We start from the raw sequence: 20,538 nt of genomic DNA on the forward strand, positions 1-20,538 counted from the left end.
GGGGTGGAGCAGTCTGGTAGCTCGTCGGGCTCATAACCCGAAGGTCGTTGGTTCGAATCCAGCCCCCGCTACCATATAAGAGAAAGGCAGATCAGTAACTTACTGGTCTGCCTTTTTTGCGTTTTGAGTCATAGAAAAGCTTGAAGTATTCAAAGAGGCAGAAAGCTGGCTAGCGCCGAGCGGAGGACTATCTGCTCCCTGCGGCCATGCGGATGCACGAGTGCCTGTCAGGGCAGGCTGGCATCTGTGGCCAATATGTTTGCCTGTCGCTGCCGTTTTTTATTCTGTAGGCGCTTGTCAACGCATTGAGTTTCGTCGTTCAGTATGACCACGCACTCCAGGCACTGGATGCATTCGTCGTAGTCAATTTCACCGTCTTTACGGATGGCATTAATGCCGCAAGCATTCTTGCAGTGCTGGCAAGGGCTGCCGCACAAGTCCACTCGATCCAGCCAACTGAAGAGTCTCAGTCGACCGATAATTGCTAATCCGGCACCCAGCGGACACAGGTAGCGGCAATAGAATTTGTGAATGAACATTCCGATTACCAGTAGGCCGACTGCATAAACAACGAATGGCCAATGGCGCACGAAAAACAGAGTGATGCTGGTTTTGAAGGGCTCCACCTCGACCAGTTTTTCCGCCAGTGTCAGGGAATAGAAAGCCGTGCCCACCAGACCGATCAGAATGGGGTATTTAATAAGAATCAGGCGGCGATGCCAGTGTTCCGGCACTTTAATCTGGCGCAGGCCAAGCTTTTCACCCAGCCAGGCCGCCATTTCCTGCAAAGCACCAAACGGGCACAGCCAGCCACAAAACAGGCCGCGACCCCACACGAATAGGCTGATAAACGTGTATATCCATAAAATAAAAATAATCGGGTCAAGCATAAAGACATTCAGTGAGAAGCCATCCCATATTGCGATGAGAAGCGTGTAAATATTGACTACCGACAGCTGTCCCTGAGCAAAAAATCCGATAAAAAACAGAGTGAAAAACAGAAAGCCCCAACGGAATCGGTGAACCAGTTTCGGGTATTGGCTGAATGTCTTCTGGCGTGCAAAGAATACCGTCAACACAGTAAGCGCGGTTAAAACAATAGCGATCTGCCACCAGCGCTGTTTCCAAAGGCCCACCCAGACGGGCTCGCGCTCATTCATCTCTAATGACGACACATCTACCGTTTCAAAGAGGTCCTCATTGAAGCGGACAGGCACTTCCATTACGACCCGGTCTTTTACCAAATGGTTGCGGGAAAGTTCGATGTTGATATCCATCATGGCCTCTGTGCCGGGGCTAAAGCCAGCGCTCCCACCAACGCGAAAGAAGTTATGTGCGACCAGGTCCGGCATATTGGTCGCCTGTAAGTTCAGGTCCTCGGCGGATATGTTTAAATCACGCATTTCTACGGCCAACCCGTTCTGTTTGAGGCTCAGGCGCTGAGGATTGCTGCCGGGGGTGAAATTCTCGGATACGTGGGGGTAGTCCCCCCTGGACATAACGATCATTACCTGGACATCCGGGTCCAGTCTCTCTTTCAGCGTGTTATAAGCATCGTCTCCCAACAGGTTTCGACCCACCATGGGAGAGTTAATATAGCCAAAGAAGAGTTGAGTGAAAGGCCCATCACTGGTATCACCAAAATCCCGGGGATAGTCTGCCAAGGGTCTTCCCAGCTCAGATTCAATTTCCTCATGGCTCAGTTCCCATTGCCCTATGTAGCCGCGTTCGAGCAATTGTTGCCATGTCAGAGGCTGAAAAAAATCGGTCTTTGCTTTTGTTGGTGCGGCCTGTGCGAAGCCTTCAAGTTTTCTGCGCGCTACCTGCAAAGCCGACGAAAGTACGGTGTCGTTAATGATCAAAACCGAAACCGTGGCTTTGCTGACGCCGTCAAAATACACGGTGTCACCATTGTCAGCCGATCGCCCGGAGCTTCCTGTATTAGAGGTGTTGATGATGATCTGTTTGCGCAGTGATCTGCCCTCATACTGATCAACGAACTCAAAAAGTGGCGCCTCACCCAACCCGTGCAGAAATACCGGCTCGTGATGGTGCAGCACTTTTACCCCGGTAAATCGGCCGTGTGTGTCCAGCCCTATCAACATACTGATGGGCTTGCCGGCAAAACCCTGAAGCGGGCTAAGGTCCACTGATTCGTAAGCATAGCCCAACAGCTCCTGGAGCTGGTACACCGGATAGACAGGAAAATCGGAGAGTTTGTCCTCAATAACCGTTGCTGATGGAAAGAGTTGTTGAATGAGGGCTGTCTTCTGCTCGGAAAGTTCCGCCCGGGCGCCTGGGAGAAACATAAAGATGCAGATAAAAACGAGCATTGCGCGCCCGGCCATGGATTACCCCTGATATTTTTTTTGTAGGAGCTCTCATGCTATGGGGTTTGTATGCGGACTCAATGCGACCTCCGAACCGGTCACCTGCTACTTTATGGTTGGCCTTATTTTACGTCTTAATCCCAAAGTGCTGTTTCCAATACCTTCCAAGTAACCATAAAACCGACTCCCTCGGCCGATATCTCGGGTTTCTGTATTAGCCGATTATGGAATTCAAGCGAAAGATCACGCTTGTGGCACCTGCAACAGGGGCCATACCCATAATGTCTTTAATGTTCCGGGGGAAATATGAATAACAAAATCAGAAGATCTGGACTGGTAGTGGCAATGGCAGCTGCAATGGGTGCCAGTACTGGGGCAAACGCCGCGGTAGAGCTGTATAACGAAGATGGCACAACATTTTCAGTCGATGGATACTTCAACGCTTTCTATGTTAATCGAGACAACGATTTGGCTGACACGCAGGATTCCCGTATCAAGATGGGCTTTCTGCCAAACACGATTGGCTTTAATTTCAGCAAAGAAATGGGTGACCTGACTCTGGGAGGGCGCTCTTCGTTCTGGACCTCGATCAATGACAGTCTGGACTCACCGACCGACACCTCAATTGATGTACGCCAGTTCTACGCAACCGTTGATGGTAGCTTCGGGCAAGTGTTGATTGGTAAAGATTTTGGCCTTTATGCGCGCTCCAATATATTCCTCGATGAAATTCTGATGGGCTTCGGTTCGCCGGGCGCGCCCGGGGGCGTATCTTTCGGCAACATTGGCGCCGGCTATGCGTATCCGACGCCATCCGCTCAGATAACCTATCGTGCTCCGGAGATGTCTGGTTTCAATATTGCGGTTGGTGTACTTGACCCAGCGGACACAGTGACCGGTGCAAACGACGAGAACTCAGCTCCGCGGTTTGAGTCGGAAATAACCTACAGCACCGATGTGAACGGATTGGGGTTGACCGGTTGGGTCAACGGCCGCTATCAGTCGGCGGAAAATGCCGGCACTACAATCGACAGTACAGGTGTTGGCTACGGCATCAAAGCCAAATTGGAGGGGCTGACTCTGGCCGCGTCGGGATTTACCTCAAAGGGTGACAATCCGGTGTTGATTTCCAATGGTCCAGTAACAGAAGACGATGCTGACGGTTATCTCGTTCAGGGCTCCTACACCTTTGGGCCCAACCGTCTGGTCTTGTCTTACGGTGAGACCGACGCCGAGATTCTGAATCTTGAAACGGAAAGCACAACGATTGGTTTCTTTCATGATGTGAACAGCCATTTCAAACTTGTAGCAGAGTACAACATGTTTGAAGGGAAGAATCGGACAACTGACGTAACCAGTTCTGACATCGATACAATTGCGCTCGGCGCAATCGTTACCTTCTGATCGGTACTTGCGGCGGACGGTTTGATGGGTATCCAGCCGTCCGCCCGACTTTATGGCCTAGGACTAAAGTGCCGGTTTTTCTTGTGTAGTAACATCGGGTACTGATACCGGGGTAGTCTGATCAATGACTTACGATCATTTCGGCGCACCTGTAAAGAGCACTCAAGTCGCATTGGCGGGTTGCGCCGAGGCTGTACAATGGGCGGAACGTTCTCGTTCTGCGGAAGTGCTCTCCATGTCATCAGTAACGGACTTGCCTCCCGCCCAGGTCGCCAGCACTTGCCTTCGTGATCCGGTCCTGGCGGCGAAGAAACTTGCCAGTGAACTCAATCATTCCTATCTCGGCAGTGTTCTGTTTTTCTGTTCTGCAGAGTACGACCTTGCATCTTTGGGCCCGGCTCTTGAGCAAGCATTTCCGAATGTGCGTCTTTCGGGTTGTACCTCGGCCGGAGAGATAACAACCCGGGGCTATGACCGGGGTAGTATCACCGCTATCGGCTTCGACAGACGTTTCTTTTCGATTGAATGTGCTCTGATTCGTGAAATGGATCAGTTTTCACTGCATGACGCTCAAAGCTTGATTGATCGCCTGTTAAACAATTGTCGCAATGCACGACTGGCACCCATTAAAGGCAACACCTTTGCGATCACGCTACTGGACGGTCTTTCCAGTCGTGAAGAACTCGTGCTTTCAACATTGAATGCCGCGCTGGGCAGTATTCCGCAGTTTGGTGGGTCAGCGGGCGATGACGAGCGCCTGACAAACACTCATGTATTTTACAACGGGCGTTTCTACGCTGGCGCGGCAACCGTTCTGTTGGTGAACACCCCATTGGATTTCCGTGTATTTTCATGCCATCACATGATGGGAGGCGATGAGAAGCTGGTTGTCACTAATGCCTGTTCTGACAGTCGAACAGTTTATGAACTGAATGCAGAACCGGCGGCTGATGCCTATGCCCGTGCTGTTGGTGTTGCGGCTGATGAACTGGACAGCACGGTGTTCGCATTGCCGGCAAGCTGACGCCCGACATGCCGGTGTACTTTACCACCCTGGGCAGCCAGCAACGACGCTGGGAGAGCCGGTTGGACCGGCTGGAACCGACCCCTGTGGTGGAGAACAACGTGGTGCTCTACAACGCGGTGTTTGAGGTGCCCAACCCCGAGGGCCGGCTGATGACGCAAATGACAGCCCAGGTGTTCTTCGTGAACGCCGAAGCCCGAGGGGCTTTGCTGGTGCCGGTGACGGCCCTGAGCGGGCGGGGCTCGGGTGCCACCGTTCAGGTGCTGGGCAGCAACGGGCAGCCGGAACAGAGGGGAGTAACCGTCGGCGTCACCAACCGGGTACAGGCGGAGATTGTGGATGGCCTGAAAGAGGGCGACCGGGTTGTGAGCAGCCCGCGCGGTGCTGGCAGCACAAACAGTGACAATGGCCCGCGCCGCATGCTTGGTATGAGGATGTAGGCATGCCCCACCCATTGATTGAACTGCGGGACATCACCCGCACCTACTATAACGGCGAAGTGTCGGTGCCCGTGCTGAGGGGCATCAACCTCAGCATTCATCGCGGCGAATTCGTGGCCATTATGGGGGCATCGGGTTCCGGCAAATCTACCCTGATGAACATCCTTGGCTGCCTGGACCGGCCGTCTACCGGCGAGTACTGCTTTGATGGGCGGGACGTGTCTACCCTGGACAGCGATGGCCTGGCCCGTTTGCGTCGGGAATCCTTCGGTTTTGTATTCCAGAGTTACAACCTGCTGCCCGGTATTTCCGCCTGTGAAAACGTGGAGATGCCCGCCAGTTATGCCAGCCTCAAGGCCCGGGACCGTCAGGCCAGGGCCGCGACACTGTTGCAGCGGCTGGGGCTGGATGAGCGCATGGGCCACAAGCCTGGCCAGCTGTCCGGTGGCCAGCAGCAGCGGGTGTCCATTGCCCGGGCATTGATGAACGGTGGCGAGATTATCCTGGCGGACGAGCCGACGGGCGCCCTCGACAGCCACAGCGGCCGGGAGGTTATGGCGCTGCTGAAAGAGCTGTCCGCGGAAGGCTATACCGTCATCCTGATCACCCATGACAGCAACGTGGCGGAGCATGCCCACCGCCAGATCCAGATCGCCGATGGCCAGATCATCAGTGACCCGGGTACTGCAGCGTCGTTTCCGGATACGCCATTGCAACGGCAACCCCTGGCACACCGACCTTCCGTCGCCAGGGAGCTCTACCAGGGTGCCCACACCGCCATCCGGTCGATGACGGGCAACCTGTTCCGCACTGCCCTGACTCTGCTGGGCATCGTGATTGGCGTAGCCTCGGTGATCACCATGCTGGCCATAGGCGACGGTGCTCGGGAATCGGTGGTGGAGCGAATCAGTGCCATGGGCAGCAACCTGCTGCTGGTTCGCCCCGGAGCTCCGGGGCAGCGGCGGGGGGGCTGGAACATCGCCACCCTGGTGCCGGAGGATGTCCACGCCATCAACACCCTGCCCAATATCACCGCCGCGATTCCGGAACTGACTGGCAGCCAGACGCTGAGATACGACAACGCAGACCACCAGGCAGAGGTGAATGCCACCTCCTGGCAGTTCCCGGTGGCACGCCAATGGCCGGTGGCGCAGGGCAGTTTCTTTAGTGAAGCGGATGAGGGGGAATACGCGCCAGTAGCGGTGCTGGGCAAGACCGCGTCCGAAGCGCTGTTTGGCCAGAATGACCCGGTAGGGCGCTACATCTTGATGAACAATGTACTGTTCCAGGTGATCGGCGTAATGAGCGAACGCGGCGCCTCGCCCATGGGGCAGGACCAGGACGACGTGGTACTGGTGCCCTACACCACCGGCAGCATGCGGATCTTCGGCCAGCGTCACCTGCGCAACGTCACCATTGCGGTGGACGACACCTCGCTGATGGATGAAGTCCAGGCCCAGGTGCACCAGTTGTTGCTGCAGCGCCACGGGGTGGAAGATTTCCAGATTCGCAATATGGCTTCGCTGATCGACACCGTCTCCGAGACCCAGGATACCTTTACCTGGCTGCTGGGCTCGGTGGCTGCCATCTCCCTGTTGGTGGGTGGGATCGGCGTGATGAACATCATGCTGGTGAGCGTAACTGAGCGAACCCGGGAGATTGGTATTCGCATGGCCACCGGCGCCCGTGCCCGGCATATCATGCAGCAGTTCCTGCTGGAAGCCCTGGCGGTTTCGGCTCTGGGAGGATTGATTGGCGTCGGGCTGGGGCTGGGCGCGGCAGCCGTGGTGGCCCATTTTGGAACACCGGTAAGCTATTCACTGTTACCGGTATTGCTGGCGTTCGGATGTGCGTTTAGTACGGGCCTGTTGTTCGGTTTCCTGCCGGCGCGCAAGGCGGCGCGGCTGGACCCGGTAGCAGCGTTGGCAACGGAATAAGGTGTTATTGAATGGCTATTGATACGAGACAGACTGTGTTCCGCGCGCTTCTTCTGGCAATGGCGGTTGGAGCACTCGCCGGCTGCGCCACGACGTCCCCGATCGATCGGCCCAAGCTGGCGATGGGGCAAACCTGGAACGCCCCGGAAGTCGCCACCGAAAACACCGTGCCACCGGATTCACTCTGGTGGCAGGCCTTTGGTTCGGCGGAGCTGGACCGGCTCATTCGGCAGGCTTTCGACCAGAGCCCGGACCTGGCCGCCATGGCCGAGCGGGTGTTTCAGGCAGAACAGCAGGCCCGCATCGCCGGTAGTAGCCTGTTACCATCATTGAACCTGAGCGGCGGCACGGGTGCCCGGGTGACCGATGGAGAGGGTACATCCCGGCGAAGCGAATCCACCTCTGCCACCCTGAACGCCAGTTACGAGCTGGATGTCTGGGGCAACCTTGCGGCCAGTCGGGAGGAAGCGGAAGCCTCGTTCCGGACGACGGCGTTCGATTACGACACCGTCCGCCTGACTCTCGCCAGCAGCGTAGCCACCTCCTGGTTCCAACTGCTGGCACTGGAAGAGCAACTGCGGGTGGCCCGGGAAAACCTGGGCATTGCCGAGCGCACCGAGCAGATCGTGGATGCCCGATACCGCAACGGCGCCGCCAGCCGGGCGGAACTGTTGCGCCAGCAGACGGAAGTGCTGAACCAGAGAGCCAGCCTGGTGCCGCTTCAGTTGCAGTACCGGCAAACCCGATCTGCGCTGGCGGTTCTGGTGGGTGCCTCGCCCCTGGGATTCAATACGGATACCACTGGCAAGACACTGCTGGCCATAATGCTGCCTTCCGCTGATGTCGGTGTGCCGTCCGACCTGCTAACCCGGCGGCCAGATCTGGCCAGGGAAGAGGCCAGGCTGCAGGCAGCGGATGCCAATGTGGAGCAGGCCCGCACCGCCTTTCTGCCGTCCGTCTCCCTTGGGCTCAGTGCCGGTGCCAGCAGCGCAGACTTGCTGACCCTGGCAAACCCGGTGGAAACCGCCGGCTGGACCCTGTCGCTGGCCCAGACCCTGTTTGACGGCGGGCGCCTTGACGCCCAACAGGCGATCAGCGAATCCCAGCGGCTGGAACTGGTGGAAAACTACCGCAGCGCCATCCTTACCGCGCTGCAGGAAACCGACGGCGCCCTGGACCGCGTGCAGACCAGCCAACACCGGGAAGAGCTGCAGCAAACCGTCAACGAACGCGCGGCCCGCACTCTGGAACTGACCGAGCTGCGTTACCGGGAAGGCAGCGACGAACTGCTGACCCTGCTGGACGCCCAACGCACCCTGTTCCAGACCCGTGACCAACTGGTGCAACTGAGGCTGGCCCGGCTGGTGGCAACGGTGGATCTGTATAAGGCGCTGGGGGGTGGGTGGAGTTACCCTGCTGGAAACAAGTAGAGTGCTTCGCGAGTACGCTCTATGACTCGGCAGCAAGATACGTCTTGTTATGCGTCATAAAGTAGCTGGTCCGGACACCCTATGCGGGTTTACAGCCGGTCGCCTTCCATATGGAGGGCTTTGGAATCCAGGTTCATCTGCGGAAACCGCTTGAGAAAGTCCTGCTCTGCCAACTTCTCTGCTGATAAGGCAATGCAATAGTTGCGACGCCAATGCCGTCGCAGGGGAGGCTGTTGGGGTCGCAGGCGATGGCGATACTGGGATTGGCGAGCCCTTTTTCCATCCCGACCAGCATTCCCTTGCTGATGCCCGCACGTCGGGATAGCTCGTCGAGGGAAAGCTTTTGCTCTTTTCTATACGCGTTGAGCTTGCTGGCGACGGCCTGGCTGATGGACTCCGCATCGGCGCCCGGATCGGTCGATATATTGACTTTATTGGTCATTGGTCACTAATGTGGCATTAATTGGTCACTGAAAGATTCTCCAATGTATTCCGTCTTGCCGTCAATTGATTCAGGGATATCCCGCATCGCACCGGGATTTCGTGCGCTAACACGGGTATAGCATCCGAGGCCCTGTCCCATGCCTGCCGAGCATTGATCCCGTCGTTGATCTATACAAGGCGATCAGTATCAAGTATGCACAGTCGGCGATGGCTTTCATGGTCGTGAAGTACCTCGGGGCAGCTTATCTGGTCTATCTGGGTGTCAAGATGATCTTGTCCAGTGGGGAGGCTTCAGCACCATTTGCCGTGAGGCGAGCCGGTCCTGCCAAGGCATTTAGGGATGGCGTCATAGTTGAGACGCTGAACGTGAAGACTGCCATGTTCTTTCTGGCTTTTATTCCCCAGTTCGTATCAGCGCAGCAGGCTATGGCCCCTCAGTTTATCCTGCTCGGGAGTATATGTGTCTTGCTGAACAGTACGGTGGACCTGGTTGCTATTTTTGCCGCGAGCCGAATCGTCGGGTCGGGGGCTGCCAAGGCAGCCAGGGAGCGCCTCCTGTCCCGGCTGTCAGGGGCCACCATGATGACCTTGGGAGTAATAGTGGCGATTGCCAACCGTGAGGCCTGATTGGGAGGCGCGTGAGTCGTTCTTCCAAGGAGTATGCTATTTCATGATGGAAAGCTATAGCACTGTAGCCGGTCAGTTTTTTGGTCTGGTATCGCTGGCACTCTGCATCTGGGCCTTTTCCAGCAAGCAGGACGATCGGCTATTGATGCTGCTGCTCTCCGCCAATGTTGCCTTCGTTTTACAGTTCATGTTTCTTGAGAGCTGGACTGCCGCTGCGTTGTCATTGCTGGTGATCGCTCGCATTGCACTCGCACGCCGCTATCCGGGCAGTAAAGCGGCAATGGCAATCATATTGGCGGCAAGTGGTGCAGCTTCCGTGCTCACCTGGCAGAGCTGGGCAGATCTCCCCGCCATCGTGGCGATGGTACTGGGTACGATGGGCATGTTTCTGCTCCGGGGTATCCCGATGCGTGTCTCTCTGGGGCTTGCGGCAGTCGCATGGATGCTCAGTCATCTCCTGGTAGGCTCAGTAGGTGGGACACTGGCCGAAGCCCTCGTGCTTTTCACCAATGCAATTACCATTTATCGCCTCTACCGAGCTAAACAGCGCTATCCAGAATTCATCGATTAGCACTTGTCTGAATGCATTACTCCATCCCAGCGGTTCTGCCTTTCTTGGATATCCGGAATACCTGGCTGACCTCTTCCTTTAACGGTTAACCAAAAATTCATTTTCTCAACGGGAAATATGGTTGATCAACTGTCCCTCGCGGACTAGCATGGCCCTTTCCAAAGGAGGACGACCTCCCCCCTCTTGGGCAGTAATGACCAGGACGACCTGGCCCTGTTAGATTTCGGAGGGGTCATGCCTTGGCTCTATCTTCTCGTTGCCGGTGTCCTTGAAATTGTGTGGGCTTACACAATGAAGCAATCTCATGGCTTCAGTCGGCTCATACCATCACTCATCACGGTTTCTGTAATGGTGACCAGCTTCTGGCTGTTAGCCGTCGCCATGCGAACGATTCCGCTCGGAACCGCCTACACGATCTGGACTGGTATAGGAGCTGTAGGCGCTTTTCTTGTTGGAATTACTTTTTTGGCTGAGCCGGTCAACGCAGCGAGAATCATCGCTGCGATCCTCATTGTTTCAGGATTGGTGTTGATGAAGCTATCAAGCGCCTGAAGCAGAGGTTATTAACAAAGGACCCATTGCCTGCGAGAAGTACCAGCCAGTGCTGATCGGCCCTGCCTGCCTTCCAGGCCTCATGGCCGACATGCAAGGCTCGATTTCAGATCCTCAGCAAAGCGTTGTGCCTGGCCGTCCTGAAGCTTGGATACGGTGACCCGAATCGCCTGAGCCGGGCTCTGGACCTCGAACGCGCTGCCCAATCGAACCAGCCAGCCTTTCTTGGCGAGGGCATAGGCCACCTCCTTCGCGTCCCGGGGCAGCGGCACCCAGACATTGAAACCACCCGTGGCAGGCGACACTTCGATTCCCTGGGCCTGCAAGGCCGTACTCAACTCGTCGCGGCGGCGTGCGTACTCGCCGCGCGCGTTGTCGAGTCGCTTGCGCACATCCTTGGACGCCAGGCAGGCGCCCACGAGCGCTTGGAGAATGTGGCTGACCCAGGTCATGCCAGGCGCCAGTCGGGTCCGCAGTCGATCCGCCGTTGCCGGATCGCAGGCCACGAAGGCCAGGCGCAGGTCCGGCCCCAAGCCTTTGGAGGCAGAGCGTATCAGCGCCCAGCGGGCCGTTGTGGCCGTGATGATGGAGTGATACGGCGTCTCGGCCAACAGGGCAAAGTGGTCATCGACGATGATCAGCACAGTCGGATGCGCCGCGAGAATCCGCTTCAATGCGTCCGCGCGACGCTTGGACAGGCTGCATCCGGTCGGGTTGTGAGCGCGCGGCGTGATCAGCACCGCCCGCACGCCCTTGTCCAGGGCTGCCTCCAATGACTCGGGGCGCATTCCCGCGTCGTCGATTTCAACGCCCACCGTCTGCATGCCGGCCAAGCGAAATGCATTGATGGTGCCCAGGAAGCAGGGGTCTTCCACGGCCACTGGGTCGCCGGGCACCAGATGCGCTACCGCCAGGCGTTCGATGGCGTCAACAGCGCCATGCGTCAGCTCCAGCTCGTGATTGGGCGGGCAATCCGGCTTAAACCAATCAAGGCCCCATTGGCGTAGGTCGGGAAGTATCGTGTCCTCACCATACAGAAACGGCTTAGGCAAGTATTCGGCCAAGAGTCCCTTCAGCTCGGGTAACAATTGCGGATTGGGGTTTCCGTGGGCGAGATCGACCAATGCTGTTTCGGGACTTAATCCCTCCTGCTCGCCTGCCTGGGGCGGCGCGCAGATGGTCGTGCCCAGGCGTCCCTGGGTGATGGCGATACCCGCTTTTGTCAGGCGCTGGTAGGCCGCCGCGACCGTATTACGGTTCACATCGAGTCTTGCTGCCAGCTCACGCACAGGCGGCAGTGAGTCGTTGGGCAGCAGGTCGCCTTTCTGCACCATTGCACGGATACAGTTGGAAATTTCCAGAGAAGTCTTACCGTTGATCTTCATTATTGTCCTATGACAATGTATATTTAGTCTATGACAATGTTACCGTACACCTAACGAAAGAAACAGAGCGGCCTTTTCACTTATATCGACACAAGGACAATCCACCATGTTTTCTGGCCTCAGCGCATTTCCCTTGACCCCCATGAACGAGAGCGGCGTCGACGAAGCGGCGTTTGTCCGACTGACCGAGCGTCTGGCTGATGCCAGCGTTGATTCCATCAGTGCCCTGGGATCAACCGGCAACTATGCGTATCTTACGCGAGCCGAACGTGCGCGTGTCGCGCAACTGGCCGTGAAGCATGCTGGCAACGTGCCAGTGATCGTCGGCATCGGCGCTCTGCGCACGCGTGAGGTATTAGCCCTGGCCGAAGACGCGCAGAAAGCAGGTGCGAGCGCGGTGCTTCTGCCCCCAGTGTCGTACCAGAAACTATCCACCGACGAAGTCTTCGATCTCTATGAGACCGTGGCCCACTCCCTATCCGTTCCGCTTTGTGTATACGACAACCCTGGCACAACACATTTTGAGTTCAGCGAAGAACTGTATGGCCGGATCGCTCAGCTTCCCAACGTGCGTTCCATCAAGATTCCCGGTGTGCCGGCGGACCCCGAAGCAGCCAAGGCGCATGTCGAGCGTCTACGCGCCCTGATCCCACCACACGTGACGCTCGGCGTCAGCGGTGATGCCTTCGCTGCAACGGGGCTGAGCGCAGGTTGCGAGGCTTGGTATTCAGTGATCGGAGGCCTATTCCCTAAGACAGCGCTGGCCATCACCCGCGCCGCCCAGGCTGGCGATACCCAGGAAGCCATGGGTCTATCCGAACGGCTGCAACCGCTGTGGTCACTTTTCGGCCAGCACGGTGGTAGCCTGCGTGTCGTCGCGACCGCTGCGGAGCTGCGGGGGCTAGTCGAACATCCCTCCCTGCCGCTGCCGCTCAAGGCACTGGAAGGAACCAGCCGACAACAGCTTGCCGTGCTGCTTGACGAGCTGGACAGCAGTCTGGCACAGGCCAGCTAGCCAAATATCACTTCAGGAGGTGGTACAAAAATGTTTGATGCATCTGCTTTAATGACTTACGCGGTTATAGTCGCCGGCTTTTCGGCGCTGCCTGGCCCTGCCATATTACTTACCCTTGCACGCTCCGCCAGCTCGGGAACCCGGTCTGGGGTCGCTACCAGTCTGGGGGTCGCGACTGGTGACCTCCTGCACACTGCCTTGGCCGTACTTGGCGTTTCCGCCATTTTGATGGCGTCCGCCGTCGCTTTCACCATCATGAAGTACATTGGCGCGGCTTATCTGATCTACCTTGGGGTGAAAGCTATTCTGGGTCCCACCCCTTCTTTGGAGCTGCCCGCCGAGAGGCAAGTGACGCCCAGGGTGGCCTTCAGACAGGGGGTGTTCTGCGAAGCCTTGAATCCCAAGTCGGCCATGTTCTTCCTGGCCTTCCTACCACAGTTTGTACAACCGAAGGCGGGTGGTGTCTCGTTGCAGCTTGGTATCCTGGGGCTGCTTTTTGTGGTGATCGGTGCCGCAGTGACCATTGCCTATGCTTGTGCCGCCGGCCGAGTAGGGGCCTTCTTGAAGCGCAGCTCCATGGTAGAAAGGTGGCAGAACAAGGTCGTCGGCAGCATCTTCTGTGCTCTGGGGGTGCACCTGGCTCTGCAAGAGCGATAGCGTTTGATTTTGACAACCCGTTATCCCAGATGCTCTGGCATCGTTGAACCCTGCCGACTGGATAGTGTTAGCCTGTTCAGCGCCACGGTGCATGCCGCAGACAGTGTGCCCGGCGGTGCGCAGTCGAGGAACGAGGCGCGTTCCAATCTGGCCGGCGGCGCCGATGATGAATACCTGACTCATAAGGCTCTCCTGGTAGTTGAGGGCAATCAACGGATCAGCCTACTTGGCGAAAAGCTGGCCCATGTCGGCAAAAGCCTTGAATTCCAGCGCGTTGCCACAGGGGTCGTACAGGAACATCGTCGCCTGCTCGCCCGGCTCACCCTTGAAGCGGATATGGGGCTCGATTACGAACTGCGTGTCGCGATCATGCAGACGGTCGGCCAGCGCCTCCCATTGGGCCCACTCCAGTACAATACCGAAGTGCGGCACTGGCACGTCATGGCCGTCCACCGCGTTGGTATGCGCTTTCTCCTGCGAGGCCGTTTTCGGATGCTCGTGGACGGGAATAGCCAGATGAAATGGGGAAAGTGCCATGAGCGTGTCTCCTGGTGATCAGCCGATGACGAACTCGATGCCATCACCGAACTCGTGGAACTCGACCTGGGCGTCGCGATGGTTCCCAGAACAATCGCTTTGAGCAGAAGGTCTAAGAACGTCCGAGTCGTTGGGTTGGAGCAAGACACGTTCCATCGAGAAATCGGCTGTGCCTTCAATACGGCAACGAACGATTGTGAGTCAATGATCCTGGTTCATGCTCTGATCGAATCTCTTGGACAGGTTGTCGATTCGGCCTAAAAAATACTCCCCGGCGTGATCGCGACAGCAATCTGAGCCGTATCGGGATTCCTGGAGGCTCCAAGCCAAGTATGAAACTTTATTTCGTAAGCTCAAGCCTGATGCCACGGGCCAGAATGTACAAGAAATATTTTCAATAAGTCGCTGAGAATATGGTATTAATGCCCGCAACACGCATATCGAAGGTAATGTTTATATGCAAGATATTGGGGTATCCGTCAGTGGGCTGCTGGGGCTAATTATTACCAGCTCGATACTCATTGCTGTACCTGGCCCAAGCATCATGCTTTTTATCGGGCAAGTTATAATGAAGGGCAGAAGTCATGCGTTGCGTGGCGTGATCGGCAATGCAATTGGCATGTTAAGCGTTGCGATACTTCTTTCTTTTGGACTTGGCCCTCTTATACTGAAATCCGATTTTGCTTTGCCTGCTATCAGAATGCTGGGTGCGGTCGCCTTGCTGCTTATCGGCATCGGGTATCTTGTAGCCTCAAAAGCGGCGAGTCCGGCTGCAACTGACCAGCCAGCAAAGAGAAAGTCACCGCTCACTGCGGGAGTGATAGTGGGTATCACCAACCCCAAGGCATTGATCATGTTCGGAACCATAGTTCCAAGCTTCCTCAGTGGCAATCTTGCGAGCCCCACGAACGTCCTGATCATGTACTCGATGATACCTATCCTATTGGGTATTGCGATCGATAGCGTGTGGGTTGTAGTTGCTCACAGCTTAAGCTCCCGCCTTTTTTCCAACGCAGACAGTGTCAGAATAGTAAACCGTATCGGAGGAGGCTTAATTATTCTGATGGCCCTTATTTTGGCACGCGAAGCTGTTTCTGGGTTTTTGTCAATCAACAGGTGGCCGGCACCGTGGGCGTGACCGAACTGGGGGAAGCTTTCGCTATTTTTTGAAAAACTGAGTGTGTCGTGGCATAGAACCGGGCCGCTGTTGTTCCCTCCGGTAATGATCACGGGTATTCCGTATCTGAAGATAATCGATGTCTGGTGGCCGGTTTACCCCGGCAAATGAATCAGCGGAAGTGGCGATTGGGGTTTGACGGTCTGGATCGCAAAGTTGCTTCGAATGTCCCGAACTCCAGGTAACTTGAGCAGCGTATTGCTCAAAAACTCCTTGTAGGCGCGAAGATCGGGCACCACAACCTGCAACAGGAAATCCGACTCCCCGGACACCAGGTGAGCCATCACCACTTCCGGCATGACACTTACCGCCTCGCAAAAAGCCTCGGCTTCCTTTTCCTGATGACGCTCCACTTTGATGCCAACGAATACGGTTAGCCCCAAACCCACTTTTTCCTGATCCAGGATTGCGCTGTAGCCCTTGATCACCCCGGACTCTTCAAGCAGCCGCACCCTCCGTGAGCAAGGCGACGGGGACAGGTCTATTCCCTCGGCCAGATCCGTGTTGGGCGCGCGGCCATCCGTCTGCAGTGCCTCCAGAAGCTTTCGATCAAATCGGTCTAACTTATGGATTGGCATAAGAATCTCCATATAAGAATAAAATTAGCGAATAGCACCAATTTTATATTCTTTTGTGGCTGAAAGCGCAACCATCCGCTAAGCAACGGACGGTATAATCAAGGCTTTAATAACGGCAAGAGACATGACCCGTGGCTGACCTTCTACTGTTCCTGACTGCGCTCGTTGCGATTTACCTTACGCCAGGACCGGACATGCTCCTGGTACTTGGTACCTCCGTGAGCAGTGGCCCCAGAAACGCCATGGCCGTCGCTGTGGGCCTTGCCATTGCCCGGGGCTGCCATGTTCTGCTGGCGGCGGTGGGGCTTGCGACTCTGTTTGCGACTCATCCCTGGACCTACCACACGGTACGATTACTGGGCGCGGCTTATCTGCTCTACCTGGGTTGGCAATTCTTCCGGACAGGTCATTCTCTCCCTGATCAACCCCAGTCAGCGGCAGGTAATCTGCCATCCGTGGGATATCTGGCTGATTTCCAAAGAGGGCTGGCAACTAACCTGCTCAACCCCAAATCCCTGATCTTCTGCTCTGTACTGCTTCCGCAGTTCATCCACCCGGAACGCTCAGGCATTGCGGGACAGTTCGCCATACTGGCACTAATTCTGGTGCTGACCGGACTGATCTTTGATTTTACCTACGCAGTTCTGGGGCGGGCACTCTCGGCAGCTACCAGCGGCAACGCCCGATACCACAGAGTCCAGAACAACCTCTTTGGCTGTCTGCTGACAGGCATCGGGCTGAAGGTTGCGCTGGGTTGATGCAGTGTAAGCTTCTGGCTATCACACCCTGCATTGGGAAGTGTATACTTGTGCCAGCTTAAGGCATCTGTACTGGTCCGCTCTAACGTTAGAGAAGAAATTGGGAGCGACACCGGGCCTTTTTGCGGACCCCGCATACTCTAACCATTTTGTAATTCCAACAAATGGTTAGAAACATGCAAAAGTCTCACGTATTCCTCCTGTTACTCATACTTGGAACGGCCTTCTGGGGAGTGTCGTTCTCTTTCGTCAAAGTCGGTGTGGCAGACGGCTCACCTTATGTCTTCCTGGCCTATAAATTTGCCCTGGCAGCAATAGTCCTCTCAGTACTGTTCGCGAAAAGATTCAACCGCCTGAACCGGAAAACCATTGTCGCCGGCGCTTTGATTGGACTTCCGTTGCTCTTAGGGAACGTGTTTCAGACTATTGGGCTACAACACACCAGTGTCACCAACACCGCATTTATCACCGGCCTGGATGTTCTTCTGATTCCGCTATTCAAGTGGGGCCTATTCCGAAAGCCAGTGCAAAACCGCATATGGGTTTCCTGCTCAATTGCACTTTTCGGGCTTTATTTGATAGTCGCGCAATACGGTTTACACCTGAATGTTGGCGATCTATGGACGATGGCCTGTGCAGTGTTCTTTGCTTGCTATGTTATGGCTGTAGGGTATTTTTCACATCGATGTGACGCAATGCTGACAGTGACAATTGCGATGACGGTATGCAGTCTCGGCAGTGGTCTCGCGGCACTGTTCGATAAGCAAGCAGTGTGGATGCCTTCAGATACGCACTTTTGGGAGGGGATTTTGTTTGCGGGCCTGCTTGGTACCGCTTACATGTATGGCATACAAGGCTCCGCTCAAAGGTATCTTGAAGAAGAGAAAGTTGCATTAACCTATCTTTGCGAGCCTATTTTCGCAGCCCTCGCCGGCATGATCATGCTCGGGGAGCCTCTCAGTCTTCGGACCATGGCTGGCGGGGGGTTGATCTTGATCGCGCTAGTAGTAGCAGAACTTGATTTCAAGCGCCTGCAACCGCGAGATGCTTAACGGATCAGGGGTCATGCCTCTTGAGTTTGGCAGACTGGGTTAACGTCATCACCGCAGTGACATTCCCGAACACTCGGAATGTCAGGCATTCTCACCAAACGTTTTGCGCCAAACCCGAGGACTTACATGGTGACGCTGCTTGAAATGTTGCCGGAAGGACGTAGCCGTGTGGAAGCCGATTCTTTCCGCGATGGCTTCCACTGAAAGTGATGTGCTTTCCAGCAGCTCACGTCCTTGCCGCAGCCGCTCACCGACCAACCACTCCATCACCGTCATGCCGGTGGCCTTCTGAAAATGGCGCGTGAAAGTGCGCCGGCTCATGGCGGTGCGGGCAGCCAGCTCATCGATGCTGTGGGTGTCGGCCAGATGTTCCCGCAGGTAATCCAGTAGCCGGTTGATGTGGGCATCCTGGGTGGAAATCGCGACCGGCTGTTCGATGAACTGGGCCTGGCCGCCTTCCCGGTGCGGCGGAACCACCATAAGGCGGGCAAGGGTATTGGCGGTCTTGGCACCGTAATACTCCCGCACCAGAAACAGGCAGCAATCGAGCCCAGCTGCCGTGCCAGCGGAGGTAACCAGCCGGTCGTCTTCCACATAGAGGGCGTTGGTATCCAGATTTACTTTCGGAAATCGCTTGAGAAAATCCTGCTCAGCCAACCAGTGGGTTGAGGCCCGTTTGTTATCCAGCAACCCCGCATAGGCCAGCGCGTAGGTGCCGTAGCAAAGGCCCACCACATGAGCGCCGCGCTCATGGCAGCGGAAAAGGGCTTCAGACAACTCAGGGGGTGGTGGTTCGTTCAGATCATGCCAGCCGGGTACCAATGCAATATCAACCGCATCCAATAGTTCCAGCCCGCCATCCGGCTGCACGGTCATGGCGCGCTCGGACTCTAGGGATTTTCCTTCCGGGGTAATAATCAGCAACTCAAACAACGGGCCCTCAGGCAGGGCAATGCTGAACACCATGTAAGGAACGGAAAAGTGGAAGGGGCTGAATTGCGGATGAAGGATAAGGCCGACTCTGGGTAGTGCCACGATGTCACTCCTGAGGTTCATTTAACCCTATGATAACTACTTGGCCCAATTCTTTCGATCATTGTCTTTCAGGTCAATATTGCTGGTGATCAGATCTCCGTAGACTTTATTCCATCAACGAACACCCTATTGGAGGATCAATATCATGTTGATTAAAACCTTCGCTGGCGCTCTGGTGCTGGCATCGACTGTTTTTGCCGGCGCTGCTTTCGCCGAAACTGGCACTCAGGCATCCAGCCACCAGATACAGCAAATCCGTAATGCCACCATCAAAGTCACATACGGAGAGACTACCTTTCTGATCGACCCCATGCTGGCGGAGCAGGGTGCTTATCCGGGCTTTCCGAACACGTACCGTAGTGAGCTGCGGAACCCTCTGGTTGGCTTGCCCATGGCGGCAGAGGAGGTGATTGAGGGTACCGATGCGGTGATTGTGACCCACACCCACCTGGACCACTGGGACGATGCCGCCCAGAAGCTGTTGCCGAAAGAGCTTCCCCTGTTTGTGCAGAACGCGGCGGATGCCGAGATGATCCGTTCACAAGGCTTCCAGGATGTACGTATCCTCGATGGCCAAGCGGAGTTTGGCGGCGTGACACTCCACAAAACCGGCGGGCAGCACGGCTCCGATACCCTCTATGCCATTCCCGAACTGGCCAAGGCGCTCGGTGAAGTAATGGGCGTGGTTTTTGAGGCCGAGGGGCGAGAAACCACGTACGTGGTCGGCGATACCGTGTGGCGTGATGAGGTGGTGCTGTCGCTGGAGCGCTTCCAGCCGGATGTTGTTGTACTGAATGCCGGCGCTGCGGAGTTTACCGGCTTTGAGGGCGACCCGATCATCATGGGCAAAGAAGATACCCTGCGCGTTCACCGCGCTTTGCCAGATGCGGACATTGTCGCCGTGCACATGGACGCCGTGAACCATATGACCCTGAGCCGCGAGGAATTGGCGGAGTTCGTTCAGAGCGAGGGAATTGATGAGCAGGTTTTGATTCCGGCGGATGGTGAGAGTCTTTCTTTCTGACCAGAACACACCTGAAATAAATGACCAAATGAGGAACCGTCTAATGAGTAAACGAGCCGTTATTGTTGTCGATATCCAGAATGAGTATTTTGCCTCTGGCAAACTGCCACTGGTGAATATTGAGCAGGCAGCCGCCAAGGCGGCACAGGTGATCGACGCAGCGCGTCAGAACAAAGACCTGCTGGTGCATGTTCACCACGAGTTCCCGGATCCGAATGCGCCTGTGTTCACACCTGGCTCAGACGGCGTGAACATCCACGAATCCGTGGCACCGGAAGGCGATGAGCCGGTTATTCTCAAGAACTACCCCAACTCATTCCTGAAAACCAACCTGAAAGAGCTGCTGGATTCCAACGATATTGAGGAAGTGGTGGTGATCGGTGCCATGAGCCACATGTGCATCGAGGCCACCAGCCGCGCCGCTTCAGACTTTGGCTATAAGGTCACTGTGCTGGAAGATGCCTGCGCCACGATGGACTTGGAGTTCAACGGTGTGACCGTGCCTGCGGCACAGGTTCATGCCACGGCTATGGCGGCTCTTGGGTTTGCCTATGCGAGTGT

20 protein-coding genes and 2 pseudogenes are annotated in these 20,538 nt (G+C 56.1%); 15 read left to right on the forward strand and 7 right to left on the reverse strand.

The genetic code is table 11. The features are described from left to right. Nucleotides 1-227: 227 nt before the first annotated feature. Complete coding sequence (locus ACTH3S_RS13130; protein ID WP_441809459.1) at nt 228-2,348, reverse strand: 4Fe-4S binding protein; 2,121 nt, start codon at nt 2,346-2,348, stop codon at nt 228-230. A gap of 288 nt (nt 2,349-2,636) precedes the next feature. Here ACTH3S_RS13130 and ACTH3S_RS13135 point away from each other — a divergent pair, with 288 nt between their 5' ends. From ACTH3S_RS13135 to ACTH3S_RS13155, 5 genes and pseudogenes are all read left to right on the forward strand, one after another. After that, complete coding sequence (locus tag ACTH3S_RS13135) at nt 2,637-3,734, forward strand: porin (protein WP_441809460.1); 1,098 nt, start codon at nt 2,637-2,639, stop codon at nt 3,732-3,734. Nucleotides 3,735-3,969: 235 nt separating this feature from the next. After that, nucleotides 3,970-4,743 (forward strand): annotated as a pseudogene (locus ACTH3S_RS13140) (FIST N-terminal domain-containing protein); the annotation flags it as partial. A 29-nt stretch (nt 4,744-4,772) separates the two neighbouring features. Beyond that, the gene (locus tag ACTH3S_RS13145) at nt 4,773-5,198 is read left to right on the forward strand and encodes a hypothetical protein (RefSeq protein WP_441809461.1); all 426 of its coding nucleotides are present in this window, start codon (nt 4,773-4,775) and stop codon (nt 5,196-5,198) included. Between the two features lie 2 nt (nt 5,199-5,200). Then, nucleotides 5,201-7,135, forward strand: a complete 1,935-nt coding sequence (locus tag ACTH3S_RS13150; protein WP_441809462.1) for a MacB family efflux pump subunit — start codon at nt 5,201-5,203, stop codon at nt 7,133-7,135. Between the two features lie 11 nt (nt 7,136-7,146). Further along, entirely contained in the window at nt 7,147-8,565 is a 1,419-nt protein-coding gene (locus ACTH3S_RS13155) for an efflux transporter outer membrane subunit (RefSeq protein WP_441809463.1), read from the forward strand. Between the two features lie 133 nt (nt 8,566-8,698). Here the strand turns inward: ACTH3S_RS13155 and ACTH3S_RS13160 are convergent, their stop codons facing one another. Next, entirely contained in the window at nt 8,699-9,007 is a 309-nt protein-coding gene (locus ACTH3S_RS13160; RefSeq protein WP_441809464.1) for a helix-turn-helix domain-containing protein, read from the reverse strand. 209 nt (nt 9,008-9,216) lie between these two features. Between ACTH3S_RS13160 and ACTH3S_RS13165 the strand changes: the two genes are divergently transcribed. From ACTH3S_RS13165 to ACTH3S_RS13175, 3 genes are all read left to right on the forward strand, one after another. Beyond that, entirely contained in the window at nt 9,217-9,636 is a 420-nt protein-coding gene (locus ACTH3S_RS13165; RefSeq protein WP_441809465.1) for a LysE family translocator, read from the forward strand. Nucleotides 9,637-9,679: 43 nt separating this feature from the next. Continuing rightward, on the forward strand, nt 9,680-10,207 hold the full coding sequence (locus ACTH3S_RS13170) for a YgjV family protein (protein WP_441809466.1): 528 nt from the start codon (nt 9,680-9,682) through the stop codon (nt 10,205-10,207). Nucleotides 10,208-10,441: 234 nt separating this feature from the next. Further along, nucleotides 10,442-10,759, forward strand: coding sequence for a DMT family transporter (locus tag ACTH3S_RS13175; RefSeq protein ID WP_441809467.1), 318 nt, complete (start codon nt 10,442-10,444; stop codon nt 10,757-10,759). Nucleotides 10,760-10,839: 80 nt separating this feature from the next. On the opposite strand, the gene ptsJ is transcribed toward ACTH3S_RS13175, so the two are convergent. Continuing rightward, nucleotides 10,840-12,144: a MocR-like B6 salvage transcription factor PtsJ gene (gene ptsJ / locus ACTH3S_RS13180; RefSeq protein WP_441809468.1), complete on the reverse strand. Its 1,305-nt coding sequence runs from the start codon at nt 12,142-12,144 to the stop codon at nt 10,840-10,842. 106 nt (nt 12,145-12,250) lie between these two features. Between ptsJ and ACTH3S_RS13185 the strand changes: the two genes are divergently transcribed. Next, a complete protein-coding gene (locus ACTH3S_RS13185) occupies nt 12,251-13,159 on the forward strand; it encodes a dihydrodipicolinate synthase family protein (protein WP_441809469.1) in 909 nt (302 codons plus the stop codon). A 30-nt stretch (nt 13,160-13,189) separates the two neighbouring features. Beyond that, nucleotides 13,190-13,816: a LysE family translocator gene (locus tag ACTH3S_RS13190; RefSeq protein ID WP_441809470.1), complete on the forward strand. Its 627-nt coding sequence runs from the start codon at nt 13,190-13,192 to the stop codon at nt 13,814-13,816. 63 nt (nt 13,817-13,879) lie between these two features. Here the strand turns inward: ACTH3S_RS13190 and ACTH3S_RS13195 are convergent. Both ACTH3S_RS13195 and ACTH3S_RS13200 read right to left on the reverse strand, forming a co-directional pair. After that, a pseudogene (locus tag ACTH3S_RS13195) lies at nt 13,880-13,999 on the reverse strand (NAD-dependent epimerase/dehydratase family protein); the annotation flags it as partial. Nucleotides 14,000-14,038: 39 nt separating this feature from the next. After that, nucleotides 14,039-14,353 carry a VOC family protein gene (locus ACTH3S_RS13200; RefSeq protein ID WP_441809471.1) on the reverse strand — a complete coding sequence of 105 codons (315 nt, stop codon included), beginning with the start codon at nt 14,351-14,353 and terminating at the stop codon, nt 14,039-14,041. Between the two features lie 457 nt (nt 14,354-14,810). Between ACTH3S_RS13200 and ACTH3S_RS13205 the strand changes: the two genes are divergently transcribed. Further along, complete coding sequence (locus ACTH3S_RS13205) at nt 14,811-15,491, forward strand: LysE family translocator (protein WP_441809472.1); 681 nt, start codon at nt 14,811-14,813, stop codon at nt 15,489-15,491. A gap of 134 nt (nt 15,492-15,625) precedes the next feature. Here ACTH3S_RS13205 and ACTH3S_RS13210 read toward each other — a convergent pair whose 3' ends face one another. Then, nucleotides 15,626-16,108: an Lrp/AsnC family transcriptional regulator gene (locus tag ACTH3S_RS13210; RefSeq protein WP_309045948.1), complete on the reverse strand. Its 483-nt coding sequence runs from the start codon at nt 16,106-16,108 to the stop codon at nt 15,626-15,628. A gap of 131 nt (nt 16,109-16,239) precedes the next feature. On the opposite strand from ACTH3S_RS13210, the gene ACTH3S_RS13215 reads away from it, so the two are divergent. Both ACTH3S_RS13215 and ACTH3S_RS13220 read left to right on the forward strand, forming a co-directional pair. Beyond that, the gene (locus tag ACTH3S_RS13215; RefSeq protein WP_441809473.1) at nt 16,240-16,866 is read left to right on the forward strand and encodes a LysE family translocator; all 627 of its coding nucleotides are present in this window, start codon (nt 16,240-16,242) and stop codon (nt 16,864-16,866) included. 164 nt (nt 16,867-17,030) lie between these two features. After that, nucleotides 17,031-17,918, forward strand: coding sequence for a DMT family transporter (locus ACTH3S_RS13220; RefSeq protein WP_441809474.1), 888 nt, complete (start codon nt 17,031-17,033; stop codon nt 17,916-17,918). 81 nt (nt 17,919-17,999) lie between these two features. Here ACTH3S_RS13220 and ACTH3S_RS13225 read toward each other — a convergent pair whose 3' ends face one another. Next, complete coding sequence (locus tag ACTH3S_RS13225; protein ID WP_441809475.1) at nt 18,000-18,953, reverse strand: GlxA family transcriptional regulator; 954 nt, start codon at nt 18,951-18,953, stop codon at nt 18,000-18,002. A gap of 145 nt (nt 18,954-19,098) precedes the next feature. On the opposite strand from ACTH3S_RS13225, the gene ACTH3S_RS13230 reads away from it, so the two are divergent. Both ACTH3S_RS13230 and ACTH3S_RS13235 read left to right on the forward strand, forming a co-directional pair. Further along, entirely contained in the window at nt 19,099-19,977 is an 879-nt protein-coding gene (locus tag ACTH3S_RS13230; RefSeq protein ID WP_441809476.1) for an MBL fold metallo-hydrolase, read from the forward strand. Between the two features lie 43 nt (nt 19,978-20,020). Further along, the coding region (locus ACTH3S_RS13235) for a cysteine hydrolase family protein (RefSeq protein WP_441809477.1) at nt 20,021-20,538 on the forward strand (518 nt) is incomplete at its 3' end.

Source organism: Marinobacter sp., from assembly GCF_052094685.1.
Taxonomy (GTDB): domain Bacteria; phylum Pseudomonadota; class Gammaproteobacteria; order Pseudomonadales; family Oleiphilaceae; genus Marinobacter.